Below are 14,397 nucleotides of genomic sequence, written 5' to 3'. Positions count from 1 at the left end.
TCACATGACTGACCTTGAAGTGAAATCTGGATTCGGATTTACCCTCCAGCAACTGCAAGACATGCTTGTTCTGGCAAAAAGAGCGTCTGATGAAGATTCCTCTGATGCAGGCCGCAGACTGAGAAAGCGACAAGATGATCTGGTTACTCTCGATAAGGCTGAAAGATTGATTGATGATCTTGGTCAGATGGCACTTGGGTTGGTTGGCGGCAGTAAAAAGGAAATCGCCCATATTTAGGGCGGTGACGAGTGACTTATGCAGAACTTTATATAGTCCCGATTAAAAAAGTACGGGGTTATATAAAACGGGGCAGTTATTTATTCTAATTTATGGGGAAAGGAAACATGGGACAACAAACAAATCAAGTTGGTTGCCCTAGCAAGCTGAATGATGAGCTAATCGCTAAGGCAAAAGAGTATCTGTATGGCGGTTACACTGAACATGAAGCTGTCATCCCCAGTGTGGCAGGACTGGCGTGTTATTTGGGTATTGCCCGCTCCACTGTCTATGAGTATGCCAAGCTAAATTCTGAGTTTTCGGACACGTTAGAAGGGATTTTGGCGCTACAGGAAAGCAAGCTGATTAACAAGGGGTTGTCGGGTGATTTCAATGCCACAATCACTAAGCTGATGCTGGCTAACCACGGCTACTCTGATAAGCAGGAAATCGATCACCGTTCCCCTGATGGGTCTATGTCCCCGCAACCCACCAAGGTGATTCTGGTTGCCGGAGGTCAGAATGACGATAGCGAGAATTGAACTCCCGCCCAAACTCATTCCGGTATTCAGTGGTGATTATCGTTATCGGGGTTCATACGGTGGGCGTGGATCAGCCAAGACGCGTTCATTCGCCAAAATGACCGCTATCCGGGGCTATATGTTCGCCGAGGCTGGAGTGGAAGGCGTTATCCTCTGTGGGCGTGAATACATGAACTCGTTGTCTGAATCCTCAATGGAAGAAGTCAAGCAAGCTATCCGGGCTGAGCCGTGGCTGGATAACTACTATGAGATGGGTGAGAACTATATCCGAACCCGAAACCGTAGAGTCTGGTATGTGTTCGCGGGATTACGCCATAACCTCGACAGCATCAAGTCAAAGGCTCGCATTTTGATAGCGTGGATAGATGAGGCTGAATCAGTGTCTGAGGTTGCATGGAGAAAGCTGATCCCGACTGTACGTGAAATCGGTTCAGAAATCTGGATCACATGGAACCCTGAAATTAATGGCAGTCCGACCGATAAACGTTTTCGCCAATCTCCACCGGATAACTCCTGCATTGTTGAAATGAATTATGGCGATAACCCGTGGTTCCCTGATGTATTGGAACAGGAACGCGTTAATGATCAGGCCAGACTGGATGCCTCCACGTACGCGTGGATTTGGGAAGGGGCGTATCTGGAGAACTCGGATAAACAGGTACTGGCGAACAAATACAAAATCGAATCATTCCCTGATGACCTGTGGCAGAAAGCCGACCGCCTATTATTCGGCGGGGATTTTGGCTTCGCTAAAGACCCCAGCACGCTACTTCGCATGTTTATTTTAGATAACTGTCTGTATATCGACCGTGAGGCTTACGGTGTTGGGGTGGAACTCGACCACATGCCAGCGTTTTACGACAAAGTGCCGGGGTCTCGCAAATGGCCAATCAAAGCCGATTCAGCTCGACCGGAAACTATTAGCTATCTCAAGCGACAGGGATTCAATATTGCCGCGGCTAAAAAGTGGCAAGGCAGTGTGGAAGACGGCATAAGCTACCTGCGCGGCTTCACGAAAATCATTATTCATCCACGCTGTGAGCACACAGCAAAAGAGGCTCGGCTCTACTCCTACAAGACAGACCGTATCACAGGTGAAGTTCTCCCGGTGATTGAAGATGCAAATAACCATTGTTGGGATGCGGCGCGTTATGGGCTGGATGGGTATATCAAGGGTCGCACAACTGTATGGGACATCATGTAATGGCAAAAAATACATTCATAGGCCGTCTTACTGATGGCCTGCATAGTATGATGACATCACTCGGTGAACGGGTGGCAGCAATAAAATACGCAAGCAATAAGTCTGATGTGCCAGATAAAGAATTGCTGGCGATGTACAAAAGCTCATGGGTAGTTCAGAAGTATATTAACAAAACTGCCTATGACATGTTGAAGCTACCCCGTGATCTATCCGGTGATATCGACGAAACATTAAAAACACAGATAGAAGATACCGAGCGTGAGATAGACGTATACGGCATCTATCGTGATGCATTGACATGGGCATCATTGCTGGGGGATTCACTGATTGTTGCGGTGACTGATTGCCCTGATGAGATGATTAGTGAGCCTCTAGATCTCCGGTCAGAAGATATCATCAAATTTTTGGTATTACGGAAAGGAGAATACACGCCAGCCAGTGATGTTATTTCCGATATTGTATCACCGCATTTTGGACACCCGCAGATCTATCAGCTCAGTATTGGCAGCCAGCAATTGCGGTTCCATCATTCGCGTTGTCATCGTACAAAGCTGGGCCAGCATAGCATCAAAGATATACCAGAGTTTGGGACATCAGATCTGCAAGCCCCCTATGAATCCATCAAAATTTTCGACTCAACAGTCGTGAGTACTGGCGATACCATCCAAGAGGCAAATGTTGATGTAATATTCCTGCCCGGCCTAAACAATCAGATTGACTCAGGGCAAGAGGCACAGGTTGTCGAATATGCCCGTGTAATGAAACAGACCAAATCATCAACAGGAATGATGCTGATGGATGCGGGTGATAGCACGATGCAAAGTCGCTATGAACAAAAAACGGCTCAGTTTACTGGCCTCTCTGATGTGATTACCAAAATGATGAACGTGCTAGCTGGAGCACTGGATAGACCCATTACCATTCTGTTTGGTCAGTCTGCCAGTGGGTTCAGTTCTGGTGAAGAGGACAACAAGGCGTACTACGAGACGATAAACGGATTACAGGAAGCTCGACTAAGACCCATGCAGGACTTCGTTGATCAGTTCATTCTCGACAAGCTAACGGTTGATGTTGAAATCAGTTACACCTACCCCTCTATCTACAGCGTCAACGAAGCAGAACAGGCGAACCGATTTGGACAGTATGCAACGGGATTCACAGCAATGGTTCAGGCGGGCTTTCTTCCCGAAGACATAGCATTACGTGAAATGGTTGCTCGCGGCGTTCTGACCACGGTTACAGAAGAGGATATTAGTTCATTGGCAGGAGTAAATAATGAGCAATGGAGCAATCAGCCTGAAAGAGATGCTGGAGCGCAAGCAGGGGCGGCTCAAATCCCGCAACAGGCTAATGCGCCCACCCACACCCAGCAAGCGAACGGAGGTTTGGTATCGTGACCAGTTAATTGCGTTTATTTCGATGATGCAGGATGTCGTGATAGAAGACCTGCAACGCCCAATACTGAACGACGCACCAGATTCACCTCCCCTCTCAATTACCGCACGACTCTCACGAGCAATCCAGAAACTGGCGAATATGTCCATTGCTGACATGGCAAGGCGATTGTCATTTGGCATGGTCAAACGCGCCAACGAGCAAAATAAGTCGCAGACACAAAAGACCTACCAGTCTGTATTTGGGGTTGATTTGACAGGCATGTTGGGTGATGGCGCAGTAAAAGATCATCTCGAAAGTGCAGTGAAAGAGAATGTGGATTTAATCCAGTCGATACAAACGGATTTTATCAACGATATTGGGGAGAAGGTCTTCTCTAACCTCACCAAAGGCGGACGGCATGAAAATCTGGTTTCACTCATTCGTGAACGCGGACAGGTAACGCAAAGCCGGGCTAAGTTTATCGCCCGTGACCAGACCGCGAAACTCAATGCCGCCCTGACCGAGACAAGGCAAAAGGCGCTGGGTCTCGACCTGTATGAATGGGGTGGTGCGGGTGATGAGCGAGAACGGGCAACCCATGTCGCCCTGAATGGTAAAACCTGCAAATACGCAGATCCCACCGTCTATTCAGACGATGGCGGCAAAACATGGAAGAAGCGCTCAAGTATCAAAGGATATGAAGGCGCACCCGGCACAGACTATCAGTGTCGTTGCGTGGCTCTTCCAAAAGTCTCATGGGATTAATATGACGTGGAAACGAACACCGCAGGGCTATGTTGTGACCACTGCAACAATCACCCGCGCTGGCCCAATAGAATATTACGGACACGAAATCGGATTAACTGGCAGTGATGCCAACAAGAAAATCACCCTCCATCGCACTCTCGACGAACTTTCCAAATCTGAAACTCTCCAGTCATTTGAAGGACTGCCTTTCACGCTGACACACCCTGACAGCGGAGAAGTGACCGTCAATGATCACAAAGAAACAGCCGTTGGGCACATTCAGAACGTCCGCATGGATGGCGAAAATGTCATCTGTGATGTGTACCTGACTGATGCCAATGCCATCAAGGTACTGGAAAACACCGATGTTCGAGAAGTTTCAGTTGGTTATGAGCCGGCAGAAATCCAAGAGCGTGATGGACAGCTCTATCAAATTAATATTCGCGGCAATCATGTTGCGGTAGTAGCTGAGGGACGCTACGGCTCCCGATATAGATTAAACGACAAAAAAGGTAAGCCAATGATCAAGACATTGAAAGATGCCATCACATTACTCAAAGGCAAGAGAATCAAGGATGCCGAGGGGCAACCTCTGACCGAGGAAGAGCTGATCGGCATGATTGATGCACTGGAAAAAACACTGCAAGAACTGGAAGGCAATGCAGCACCAGAGACCACAGCGAAAGCGCAGGAAATCGTGGCTCAACTGGCGGAGCTAAAAGCTCAATTGGAAGCATCAAAAGGTGCAGCACTTCCACCCAAGCCAAATGATGACGATCCGGCTGCTGGTGGTACGGATGACAAAGACGCACGCATAGCCGCACTGGAAGCCGAAAACGAACAGTTGAAAACAGAAAACGCCTCGCTCAAAGAGGAACTGGAAAAGCTGAAAGATGAGAGTGACACCAGTTCTACATTGAACGATGCCAAGACCCGTTTTCCGAAAGTGAATTTCAACGATGCCAAATCCTCGCGTGATGTACGGGCGGCAGTTCTGTTAAGCACCAAAGTGTTTAACGACGCTCAGGTCAAGGCGATGTCTGACGATGAAATCCGCGCGGCATACGCGGCTGTTCAGGCGACATCAAAACCACGCAGCAATATTGGTTCACACATTCTCACTGACTCAGCGCAAGCAGCGAAAAAGTCAGCGTCTCAACGTTTCGGAGGTAAATAATCATGGCATTTGGATTTACAGATTGGGATGCCGAAAGAGGCACGATTAAGCCCGGTTCTATCAAGCGGGCGAGCAGCTCAAACGACAAAGTTTGGGGTGAAGAAAACCGCACTGAAACAGATTTGCCATACGGTACTTTCGTTGCGGTGAATCCAGAAGGTGGCGTGAAGGCCCTATCATCCCTTACAGATGTGATTCACGGTATTGTCGTTCGTGATATCTACGGTGACAAAGCGCCACACAACAAGCAATTAAACGTGGGCCATTTCTCTCACGGTGACTGCGTAGGCGCGTTAGCAGTAGAAGGCGATGAGTTTACTCGCGGCTGTAAGGCGTATGTTGTTGCAACCGGCAAGAACGCAGGAAAAGTGACTACTACGGCAAAAGGCAACATCGATTTAGGTTATTGGGTTGAAGAAGTTAGCGCCGGTAATCACTGCGTGGCTATCACCCTTGGTTACACTCAAAAAGTAGGAGAGTAATAGATGGCTATGGAAACCGCATACTTTGAAGAGGTATTGCAAGAAGCGCTGACAGAACGCGATATGGAGTTGCAAGAAAAGGAACTCCCTGAACTGAATATCGGTGAAGCGCTACCGATTGCGGAAGGGCTGGATTTTTCCCTTGAGTACGTTAATTTTGGTGTGACTGATGTTATGGGTTCACTGAAAGACGGCATCATCGGTAACAAAACTAACTCACTGAAAACTATCGATAGCGATATCGAGTGGCACAAAGCACCGGTGGGTCAGTGGGCTAAAGCGGCGACTTGGACTCAGCAAGAACTGGAGAAGATCGCCCGCCTCAACATCAACCTGCAAACGCAGAAGCAAGATGACCTGTACGCCAACGCAATGGCGACTATCCAATATGCTGGTTACGTTGGTCATGAAGATGTCAAAGGACAGGAAGGTTTGCTAACTGGCTCAAAAGTCCAGCTAATCACCGAAGTAACAGGCAAGTCTATCAAGGATATGACGGCGGAAGAGTTCATTAACATGGTTCTCGATGCCTATAACGTAGCGTGGGCCAAGTCCGGTTATCGCATTCAGCCTACACACGTTGCGATGGATGCGCGTGATTTCATGCTGGCAATGCAGAAATTCGACACCAATAGTGTGATTGTTGGCGTCGACCTTCTGCCAGTATCAGCAATGGATCGCATTATGGCGGCATTGCGCAAGGCATCAAACGACAATTCATTCAGCATCACATTTGTGAAAATTCCTTCGAACTTCGCAAAAGGAATTATTAAGGGCAAAACCCGCTTAGCAATTTACACGTACAATGATGCATATATCGAAATGAAAGTTCACATGCCTGAGTTACTGCCTGTTCGTGCTCGTGATCTGTTAACTTTCGAGTGCGGCTATCGCTCTGCGTTCGGTGGTGCAATGTGGAAGCAGCCACAGTCTGCTGTGTACGTAGATTACAAAAGCTCATAACCACAGGGGGTAACATGGATTTTCTCACCCGTTACCCCGAATTTGCCAAAGTTGGCAAAAATCGCATCGAGATAGCGCTACAGGATGCTGCTAACCAAATGAGCAGCAAAGTGTGGAATAGGCTCTACGAACAAGGGCGGCACGCGCTGGCCGCTCACCTCCTCTATGTTTCTGGCGCATTAACCCGCAGCGGTAACAGCAACGGAAAACCCGTACAGATAGCAATGAGCAAATCGGCGGGTGGATTATCCGTCGGCTACTCTGCGCCTGATGCGGGGTTCGGGGCTAACCATGAGGGTTATGCGTCCAGTACCTACGGTCAGACATATTTGAGTCTGCGGAAACTGGTCTCTCGACATATATTGGTGGTGCGATGATTAGAAACTCTGGCAATTTTCAAGGGGATGGATTCAAGACGCTCGAAGCCCGGATAAGGGCTTTGGGTAAGAAGAAAATCGTTGTGGGCATTCCTGCTTCAAAGAACTCAGACCAAGACGGCACAAGCATGGTGACTATTGCTGCGGCTCATGAGTTTGGTGCAGAAATAAATGTTCCAGCGAAGACGGTAACAGTTTATCGCAAAGTGAATTCCGATGGTTCTTTTGCTGAGAAAGGGAAGTTCGTCAAGGCATCCAAAGCTAACTTTGCCAGTACTCACCGTGTGCCTGCTCATACAATCAAAATTCCAGAACGTTCATTTCTGCGCTCTACGCTGAATGAAAATAAGGATAAGTACGCTGATGAGTTAGCAAAAGGAATTAAGTCAGAACTTTTGAATGACGGAGATCCTCGCGTTGCTCTTGATAAAGTTGGTGGAATGATTGCAGGTGATGTGAAGGCAAAAATCATGACTGGAATACCGCCACCGTTAAGCCCTAAAACGATTAAACGCAAGAAATCATCTAAAGCTCTTATCGACAATGGGCAACTTCTCCAGTCAATAACCTATGAGGTACGCGAAGATGGATAGTTTCGTTGATGAAATCTTCGATGACGAATTCTTCCGACAGGAGCATGAATTCACATCGCCTGATGGGAATAGCCGAAAACTGGTCTGTATCGTTTTCCCAGCCGGAGAGGATGACCTGAAAATCCTGCCGGAGGGGGATCGCTATAACCCAACCATTAAAGTACTGACTCAGGAAGAAGTGAAAGTGAAAGACTTGCTCTTCTGGAATGGCTACCGCTGGCGCATCGTCAGTAACGCACGCTGGAATGACTATGGATACTACGACTCTCTCGCAACTCGATATGAGGGCAGTCAGGCAGACGATAGCGACGGTTTTGAAATCACGTAAGGAATTGCCAGTACTGGATGGTGACGGTGAAACTGATATCTCTGATATGAACCATTTTATTACGGTCAATCGGGTGACATCGGAACTGATAGGCGAGGAATACAAGTTCAATGCAGACAGGGAAGTCGAAATCATCACCGTTACTCGTGAAACTATCGTGTCTGTCAACGCCTTCGGCAAAAACTCATATCTCATTATTGAAAAACTCGCCACTGTTCTGAGAACCAGTTACGCGCAATCGCTACTTACCCGTATCGGGGCTGGACTGGTCAGGAAATCCCAGATTCGAAACCTGCCTACTGCCATTGCGGGTGGCAAAGAACAGCGGGCGCAAATCGATTTAACTCTCTCTCATATCCACCGGATAGAAACGCCAATGAATCAGGCGAGAACGGTTGATATTACTGTTTACGAGGATTAGCAATGAGCTTATCTATTAAAGAGGTGGTCAATGCTCAGATCATGCCACAGGCAATGGCAGCACAGCGCCGTGATCTGAGCATGGTCGCCATTTTCACGCCTGAAATCGGGGGTGCGTTTACGGATGACACGACACGTTACGTTATTGTGTCCGGTGCGCAGGATGTGGCGAACCTGTTCGGGACAAAATCAAAGGCCTACAAAGCGGCGCAATCGCTGTTTTCTGTACGTCCTACCCCAAAACGTGCCGTAATCGGTCGTTGGGCGAAGACGAAGCAGGAAATCCCCGCCACAGCTAACGCACTACGAGGTTCGACAATATCAGCGGGTATCAACGCATTTAAGGCCATTACTGATGGATCAATGACGCTGAATGTTGGTGGTAAAGATATCTCCCTCTCCGCTCTGGATTTCAGCAGGACGATTGATTTTTCTGATATCGCGGGTGTTATACAAAAGGGCCTGCCTGAAAACAGTAACCTGTCTGTTATCTGGGATGCCACAGGACATCGGGTCATCATTCAGGCACAGGCAGCCGGAGCCTATCCCTCGACCAAACTAGGCTATACCACTCAGTCAAATGTGGGAACCTATGTCGGCAATATGCTGAAACTGGAAGACGGACAAGCCTCGATTATCGTTGGCAAAGCGGCGGTTACGGTTGAACAGGAATTGCCATCCGAAGCACTGCATAAACTCCAGAACGTGTATCAGGACTGGTACGGCGTGTATTTTGCTGATGCTATCACTGATGAGCAGTTGGATGATGTGCATACGTGGGTGGCATCTGCTGAAATGAAAGTCGCGGCATACACTGCTCTGCGCGATGATCTGCTGGACTGGGACAATAACAATATCCTGAAAAAATTGTATGACAAAAAATCAGGTCGCCTGATGGTGCAGTACAACAAAACAGGTGATGACCACGCCGCCGTTTCTCTGCTGGGGATTGCATTATCTACTAACTGGAACGCGCAGAATTCAGCGAAGACCGTCAAGTTCAAGCAGCAATCAACTGTGCGTTCTGATGACCGGGTAACATTGTCAGATGCGGAAAAATGCCGTCGCTTGGGTGTGAACTTCTATACCGACTATGACAGTGTATCAATGCTGGCTGAGGGCGTTATGCTGGGCGGCGTGTTCATTGATGAAACTGTGGGACTGGATGCATTTTTGGATGCGTGCCAGAAACAGGCATTCACAACATTACAGGGCAATCCAACCAAAATACCACAGACTGATAAAGGTCAATCCATGCTGATTGGGGCGCTGAACGTCATTGGTAATGAGTTCGTGCGCAATGGCTTTTTGTCTGGTGGCCTCTGGCGTGGAAATGATGTGGGTGAACTGACCTACGGTGACAGACTGGACGAGGGGTTCTATTTCTATTCTGACAGTTATGACCTGCAATCATTGGCTGTTCGTGAAGAACGTAAAGCCATGCCGATTATGTGTGCAATTAAGCTGGCGGGTGCTATTCACTCCGTTGATCTGCTAATCCAATTCAACCGCTAAGGACGATAAATGGCTCAATATAATCACGCCCAGTCAATCCTGACCATTTCTGGTTATGAGATAACGGGTTATGAAAATACAGGTGATGCGCTGAATATAGCGCCTGTGGGTGATGATGGCGACATTACCTATGGCGTGAACGGTAACGGGGTATTCGTTGCCACCTGTAACAAAGGAATGATACTCACTCTCAAACTGCTGCAACACTGCGCTGACAATGAATTCCTCAACAATCTGCGCAATATCCAGATAAACACACCGAAAGCGTTCTCACCGTTGCATGCCTATTACAAAGATATCATCAATGGTGATGAGATTATGCTGGAAGGATGTTACTTCACCACACCGCCAACGACGACCCGTGGCACAACGCATAACAGCACAACATGGATACTGAAAGCCACAACCTCGACCATGAAATTGAAGAAAGGAATTTATAACTAATGATTATCGATAACATCACTTACGAACACCGTCAGAGCAACTTCATGGACGCCAAAAATCACGCAATGAAGCTGATTGGTTTACTGAAAGGCTGTATCAAAACGACCGGAATGTCAGAGACGGGCCAGCCCCTCGTTGATGTGGATATTGGGGCGATTGTGTCCAATATCGGCTCGCCGGAAATGGCAGGGGTTGAACAATTCATCCTGAAATATGTCACGGTCACAGATGAGTCAGGCGAAACCATTCTGTTGCAAAAATCGGATACCGCTAATAGCCACTGGAACGCCCACCGCTCCCATTATTTTCAGGTGATTTTTGACGGGGTGAAATTCCATTTCGCGGATTTTTTGCCCGCTGGGGTCGCATCTGCGAAAAATATCAATCTCTCGGCGATCCTCGGCAAGTAAGTTCCTCCTCCGATGTGGATTGGTTGAAAATGACTCCAATCCTACGCGGTAAATACACAGGCCATGACCTAAGAACCACAGCGACCCTATCAGACGTGCTGGATTTCCATGAAGCCTACGTCGAAGAGTTGCTGTCTCAAAAGAGGGCGAATGATGCAAATCGATGAGCTGCTCGTCAGCATTGGCGTGGACACAACACAGGCAGCCAAAATCAATGATGTCATCGTTGCCCTCGCTGCTGCTGCGGTACAGGTTGCGAATGAGGCTAACCGGATTAATCAGAATCTGGATGATATCGGTGATAACACCTCTGGCAACCTCGAAGAAGTGGGGCAGAAAGCCGAAGAAGCTCAAGGCTCACTGAATAAGTTAAAATTACTGGCAGTCGGTGTAACTGCTGTTGTTGGTATGGCGACAGTCAGGGTGATGGGATTCATTAACGAATCACTGGCAGGCGCGAAAGAGTTAGCAGAGCAAAAGGGGTTGTTGTACAAAATCTCAAAGCAGGAACTGGCGCAGGCTGACGAGTATCAGGAGGCGATGCAGAAAACGGGGCTGGCGATTCAGTCAATTAAGACCAAAATTGCACTGAATTTGGTTCCGTCACTGACGGCAGTCGTACAAAAGTTCAATGACTGGATAACCTCAAACAAAGATTTAATCACTAAGGGGCTAACCGGAGTTATCCAAACAGGTGGCAAAGTCATTCAGGTTGTCATGAATTCAGTGAAAGCCGTGGATCAGGCTATCAGTGGTACAATTGGCTGGAAGAATGCGCTGCTAGTGCTGGCAGGCGTATTGGCAATAGTTAAACGTGCCACAATCATGGCCTTCATTGCCAACCCAGTTTTCTGGGTTATTGCGGCCATAGCCGGGTTGATGCTGCTACTCGATGACCTGATGGTCTACCTTGACGGTGGAGACTCCCTGTTCGGTGATTTCTGGGGGGCGTGCATCAAATGGATAAAGGACATCAAGAAGTGGTGGAACGATCTTTCCGGTGAGATGCAGACCACGATAAAACTGATCGGCGGCATGTTAGGGATAATGTTTGGCACCAATGTGTTTCTGATGGTGACAAAAGGCGCATTGGGCTTTGCTAAAGCGCTGTCATTTTTATTCTCCCCGATAACAACGATTATCAAGTTGGTACTCTCGGCGGGTAAGGCCTTTCTCTGGCTGGGACGCGCACTTCTGATGAATCCCATAGGTTTGGTGATCGCATTAATCGCCGGCCTTATTTACGTCTTGTATGACCTGTACCAATGGATAACCACAGGTGAATCGGCATTCGGTGGCTTCTGGAAGCTGGTTGCGGATACATGGAAGAAAATTAAGGGGTTCTTCCGAGACGGCTTCAAATATATCCTCAAACAGTTTGGCATGAATGAACAGGATGCAGATCGGTTTATCGATAAGATAGGGGATATATTCAGTTTTATCTGGGGATTGCTCACCTACCCGTTCCGAGCTGCTTTCAAACTGGTTACTGGCCTGTACGACATCTTCTCCGATGATTCGACAACATGGACTGAGAAACTCGGCAAGGTGTTTGACTTACTTATCGATCTGATAATCACACCATTCAAGGAGGCGTTCAAATTCGTTTTAGGTCTATTCGGACTGAACGAAAATGACGTGAGTAAATTCGTTGATGACATTGGCAAACGGTTTGCTGAGGTGAAGGAACTGATTAAGAAACCATTTAAGGACGCGCTGGATTGGGTGATGGAGTATTACAACAAAGTGGCTGCTAAGATTAAGGCTGTAAGCGACTTTTTTACTGGAAATACAAAACCAGATGAACCCACCTTTGGTTTTAGTGATGATGATCTTAAAAATATTCAATCTTCTGTTATGGCTGGCTCAGGGGGATTTATCGGTAGTGCTGTTGCTAATGCTAGCAATACCACTAATAGCGCTGTACAGGGTACCCAATACGGAAATGTCACTATACATCAATCAGTAACAGGCGGGTCTTCTGAGGCTGTAGCTCAGCGGTCTGTTGATGGATTCAGTAAAGCATTAAAAGCTGCTGGCTATAATACAAAAAGCCAGTTGACTAACGGAGCTGGGTAAAGTTTGCTTCCGATTGCAGTTTCTTAGTGGTTTAATTAATCATCAATCTTTTTTTGAGAGAATCATTATGAAAAAATTGTTATTACCAATTATCTTGGCTGTTTTTTTAGCTGGATGCGGCGAAAAAGAGTTAAAGATAGATGCATCAAACCCTGAGGTTTTAAAGACTTCTACGCAAGCTATTTACAAATCACTTGATAAAGATGAGGCAGCAAAATTCAAAGCGGCTGTTCTTAATGTTGGGTTGGCTGCTCGCTTAGTAACAGACAACGAAGAAGATAAGGTAAAAGCAATCAACAAACTGATCGGCGGCAAGACTGCCAAAGAAATCATCGCTATGGATGAGAAGAAGTAAGCAACAGGGGTTTTGCGTATTTGTAAAGCCCCTCTCACATTTTGGGGTTGCTGATTAAATAATCATTAACACTTATCATTGGTTCAGTGGTTAAATGTGGAAAATGTTTAACATTGGGTGATGTAATGGAAGTTAAAGAGAAAATCGCTACGGTATTCCCTATAATCTCTTTAGATAACAACGGGGAAAACATTACCGCAGAAACAGAGCTAATTAAGCCTTCACTAGCAAAGGCTTTATCTAAGTTCCCCAACTATCCATCTATTTATTTATCGCTGAGCTTCACTGGCCTAAAGAGAGACGCAAAATACAGTACAAATATTGATATTATATTCGATGGGGAAAGCTGTCTTGAACATGTTGGAAATCCTTACGGTGGAGAGGGACAGGAGTTTATAGCAAAAGAAAGTGAATTTTTTACAAACACAATATCTTCATCTTTTATTGCTCATTTTCCTGTTGTCTATACTCCCGAAGAAGGAGTATATGAAATCAAAGTGACACTAAGAAATAGTAATGGGGAAAAAATAGATCAGAACTCATATTATTTCAATGTAGTAAAAACCCCGCCTCATCTAGTTTCTAGCGGGGGTGAAAATGTTTAATGATAAATATAATAAAGTGTATCTTGTTCCTGTCCCCATCATGGTGGAATATACAGACAATACAAGATATGGTGATAGCGATAGAGGTATTGGATCACGAAATAAGGAGGAGCATATGTCGGATAACTTCACCAAGACAGAACTTGAAGCCCTCCTGAGGGCTAACAAAGCCGAAGTTGATGTTGTAGCTGCTACCATGAAGAAAGATATGGCAGAGTGGAGAGAACAGCAAAATGTTCAGTTAGCCAACCTTAATGCCACGATGCAGGCTTTGTCATCAAAGATTGATGGAAAAATGGACTCTGTTGATGGAAAACTTGAGGCTATACAAGGCAAGATAGATGGAAAGCTTGAAGGTATGCAGGGTAAGATAGATGGAATTAATACAGCCATTTCTGGTATTCAGTCTGGCTTATCAACAAAATTAACTTTTTTCGGCATTACGATAACTGTTGTAATAGCTTTGGTTGGAATAGCTATCGGTATGATTAATAAAAATACAGAACCTACCTATCAACATAAACCAACCGTAACCCAGAGCCAGCCAGCAGAACCATCCCAT

Annotated in this window: 19 protein-coding genes and 1 pseudogene; all 20 read left to right on the top strand. The window is 46.7% G+C overall.

Annotation, left to right across the window (positions count from 1 at the left end; translation table 11 throughout):
- Positions 1-238, top strand: a pseudogene (locus PSI14_RS18850) (Rha family transcriptional regulator); the annotation flags it as partial.
- Positions 239-345: 107 nt separating this feature from the next.
- Positions 346-759, top strand: coding sequence for a DNA-packaging protein (locus PSI14_RS18845; RefSeq protein WP_273577533.1), 414 nt, complete (start codon positions 346-348; stop codon positions 757-759).
- A complete protein-coding gene (locus tag PSI14_RS18840; RefSeq protein WP_273577532.1) occupies positions 740-1,963 on the top strand; it encodes a PBSX family phage terminase large subunit in 1,224 nt (407 codons plus the stop codon). The genes PSI14_RS18845 and PSI14_RS18840 overlap by 20 nt, the downstream gene beginning before the upstream one ends.
- Positions 1,963-3,360 (top strand): phage portal protein, encoded by a 1,398-nt coding sequence (locus PSI14_RS18835; protein WP_273577531.1) that lies wholly within the window; start codon positions 1,963-1,965, stop codon positions 3,358-3,360. The genes PSI14_RS18840 and PSI14_RS18835 overlap by 1 nt, the downstream gene beginning before the upstream one ends.
- Positions 3,269-4,105 carry a phage head morphogenesis protein gene (locus tag PSI14_RS18830; RefSeq protein WP_273577534.1) on the top strand — a complete coding sequence of 279 codons (837 nt, stop codon included), beginning with the start codon at positions 3,269-3,271 and terminating at the stop codon, positions 4,103-4,105. Before PSI14_RS18835 ends, PSI14_RS18830 begins: the two co-directional genes overlap by 92 nt.
- Before the next feature lies 1 nt (position 4,106).
- Positions 4,107-5,264 (top strand): DUF2213 domain-containing protein, encoded by a 1,158-nt coding sequence (locus PSI14_RS18825; protein WP_273577530.1) that lies wholly within the window; start codon positions 4,107-4,109, stop codon positions 5,262-5,264.
- Between the two features lie 2 nt (positions 5,265-5,266).
- Positions 5,267-5,746, top strand: a complete 480-nt coding sequence (locus tag PSI14_RS18820) for a structural cement protein Gp24 (protein ID WP_273577529.1) — start codon at positions 5,267-5,269, stop codon at positions 5,744-5,746.
- Positions 5,747-5,749: 3 nt separating this feature from the next.
- The gene (locus PSI14_RS18815; protein WP_273577528.1) at positions 5,750-6,709 is read left to right on the top strand and encodes a DUF2184 domain-containing protein; all 960 of its coding nucleotides are present in this window, start codon (positions 5,750-5,752) and stop codon (positions 6,707-6,709) included.
- Positions 6,710-6,723: 14 nt separating this feature from the next.
- Complete coding sequence (locus tag PSI14_RS18810; protein WP_273577527.1) at positions 6,724-7,086, top strand: DUF4054 domain-containing protein; 363 nt, start codon at positions 6,724-6,726, stop codon at positions 7,084-7,086.
- Positions 7,083-7,679 (top strand): phage virion morphogenesis protein, encoded by a 597-nt coding sequence (locus tag PSI14_RS18805; RefSeq protein WP_273577526.1) that lies wholly within the window; start codon positions 7,083-7,085, stop codon positions 7,677-7,679. The genes PSI14_RS18810 and PSI14_RS18805 overlap by 4 nt, the downstream gene beginning before the upstream one ends.
- Entirely contained in the window at positions 7,672-8,007 is a 336-nt protein-coding gene (locus PSI14_RS18800; RefSeq protein WP_273577525.1) for a hypothetical protein, read from the top strand. The genes PSI14_RS18805 and PSI14_RS18800 overlap by 8 nt, the downstream gene beginning before the upstream one ends.
- Complete coding sequence (locus PSI14_RS18795) at positions 7,931-8,428, top strand: phage neck terminator protein (RefSeq protein WP_273577524.1); 498 nt, start codon at positions 7,931-7,933, stop codon at positions 8,426-8,428. The genes PSI14_RS18800 and PSI14_RS18795 overlap by 77 nt, the downstream gene beginning before the upstream one ends.
- 2 nt (positions 8,429-8,430) lie before the next feature.
- Positions 8,431-9,942: a DUF3383 domain-containing protein gene (locus tag PSI14_RS18790; protein ID WP_273577523.1), complete on the top strand. Its 1,512-nt coding sequence runs from the start codon at positions 8,431-8,433 to the stop codon at positions 9,940-9,942.
- A gap of 9 nt (positions 9,943-9,951) precedes the next feature.
- The gene (locus tag PSI14_RS18785) at positions 9,952-10,386 is read left to right on the top strand and encodes a DUF3277 domain-containing protein (RefSeq protein WP_273577522.1); all 435 of its coding nucleotides are present in this window, start codon (positions 9,952-9,954) and stop codon (positions 10,384-10,386) included.
- The gene (locus PSI14_RS18780) at positions 10,386-10,796 is read left to right on the top strand and encodes a phage tail assembly chaperone (RefSeq protein WP_273577521.1); all 411 of its coding nucleotides are present in this window, start codon (positions 10,386-10,388) and stop codon (positions 10,794-10,796) included. The genes PSI14_RS18785 and PSI14_RS18780 overlap by 1 nt, the downstream gene beginning before the upstream one ends.
- A gap of 29 nt (positions 10,797-10,825) precedes the next feature.
- The gene (locus PSI14_RS18775) at positions 10,826-10,963 is read left to right on the top strand and encodes a hypothetical protein (protein WP_273577520.1); all 138 of its coding nucleotides are present in this window, start codon (positions 10,826-10,828) and stop codon (positions 10,961-10,963) included.
- Positions 10,947-12,875: a phage tail tape measure protein gene (locus PSI14_RS18770; RefSeq protein ID WP_273577519.1), complete on the top strand. Its 1,929-nt coding sequence runs from the start codon at positions 10,947-10,949 to the stop codon at positions 12,873-12,875. Before PSI14_RS18775 ends, PSI14_RS18770 begins: the two co-directional genes overlap by 17 nt.
- Before the next feature lie 67 nt (positions 12,876-12,942).
- Positions 12,943-13,230 carry a DUF6694 family lipoprotein gene (locus PSI14_RS18765; protein WP_273577518.1) on the top strand — a complete coding sequence of 96 codons (288 nt, stop codon included), beginning with the start codon at positions 12,943-12,945 and terminating at the stop codon, positions 13,228-13,230.
- 125 nt (positions 13,231-13,355) lie between these two features.
- Positions 13,356-13,835, top strand: coding sequence for a hypothetical protein (locus PSI14_RS18760; RefSeq protein WP_273577517.1), 480 nt, complete (start codon positions 13,356-13,358; stop codon positions 13,833-13,835).
- Positions 13,828-14,397, top strand: a 570-nt coding sequence (locus PSI14_RS18755) for a hypothetical protein (RefSeq protein ID WP_273577516.1), incomplete at its 3' end; no start/stop codon positions are given. The genes PSI14_RS18760 and PSI14_RS18755, both read left to right, overlap by 8 nt.

Source organism: Xenorhabdus anantnagensis (assembly GCF_028598555.1).
Taxonomy (GTDB): domain Bacteria; phylum Pseudomonadota; class Gammaproteobacteria; order Enterobacterales; family Enterobacteriaceae; genus Xenorhabdus; species Xenorhabdus anantnagensis.
Note: the sequence above shows the minus strand (reverse complement) of the source record. Positions and strands in the feature narration are given on the sequence as shown.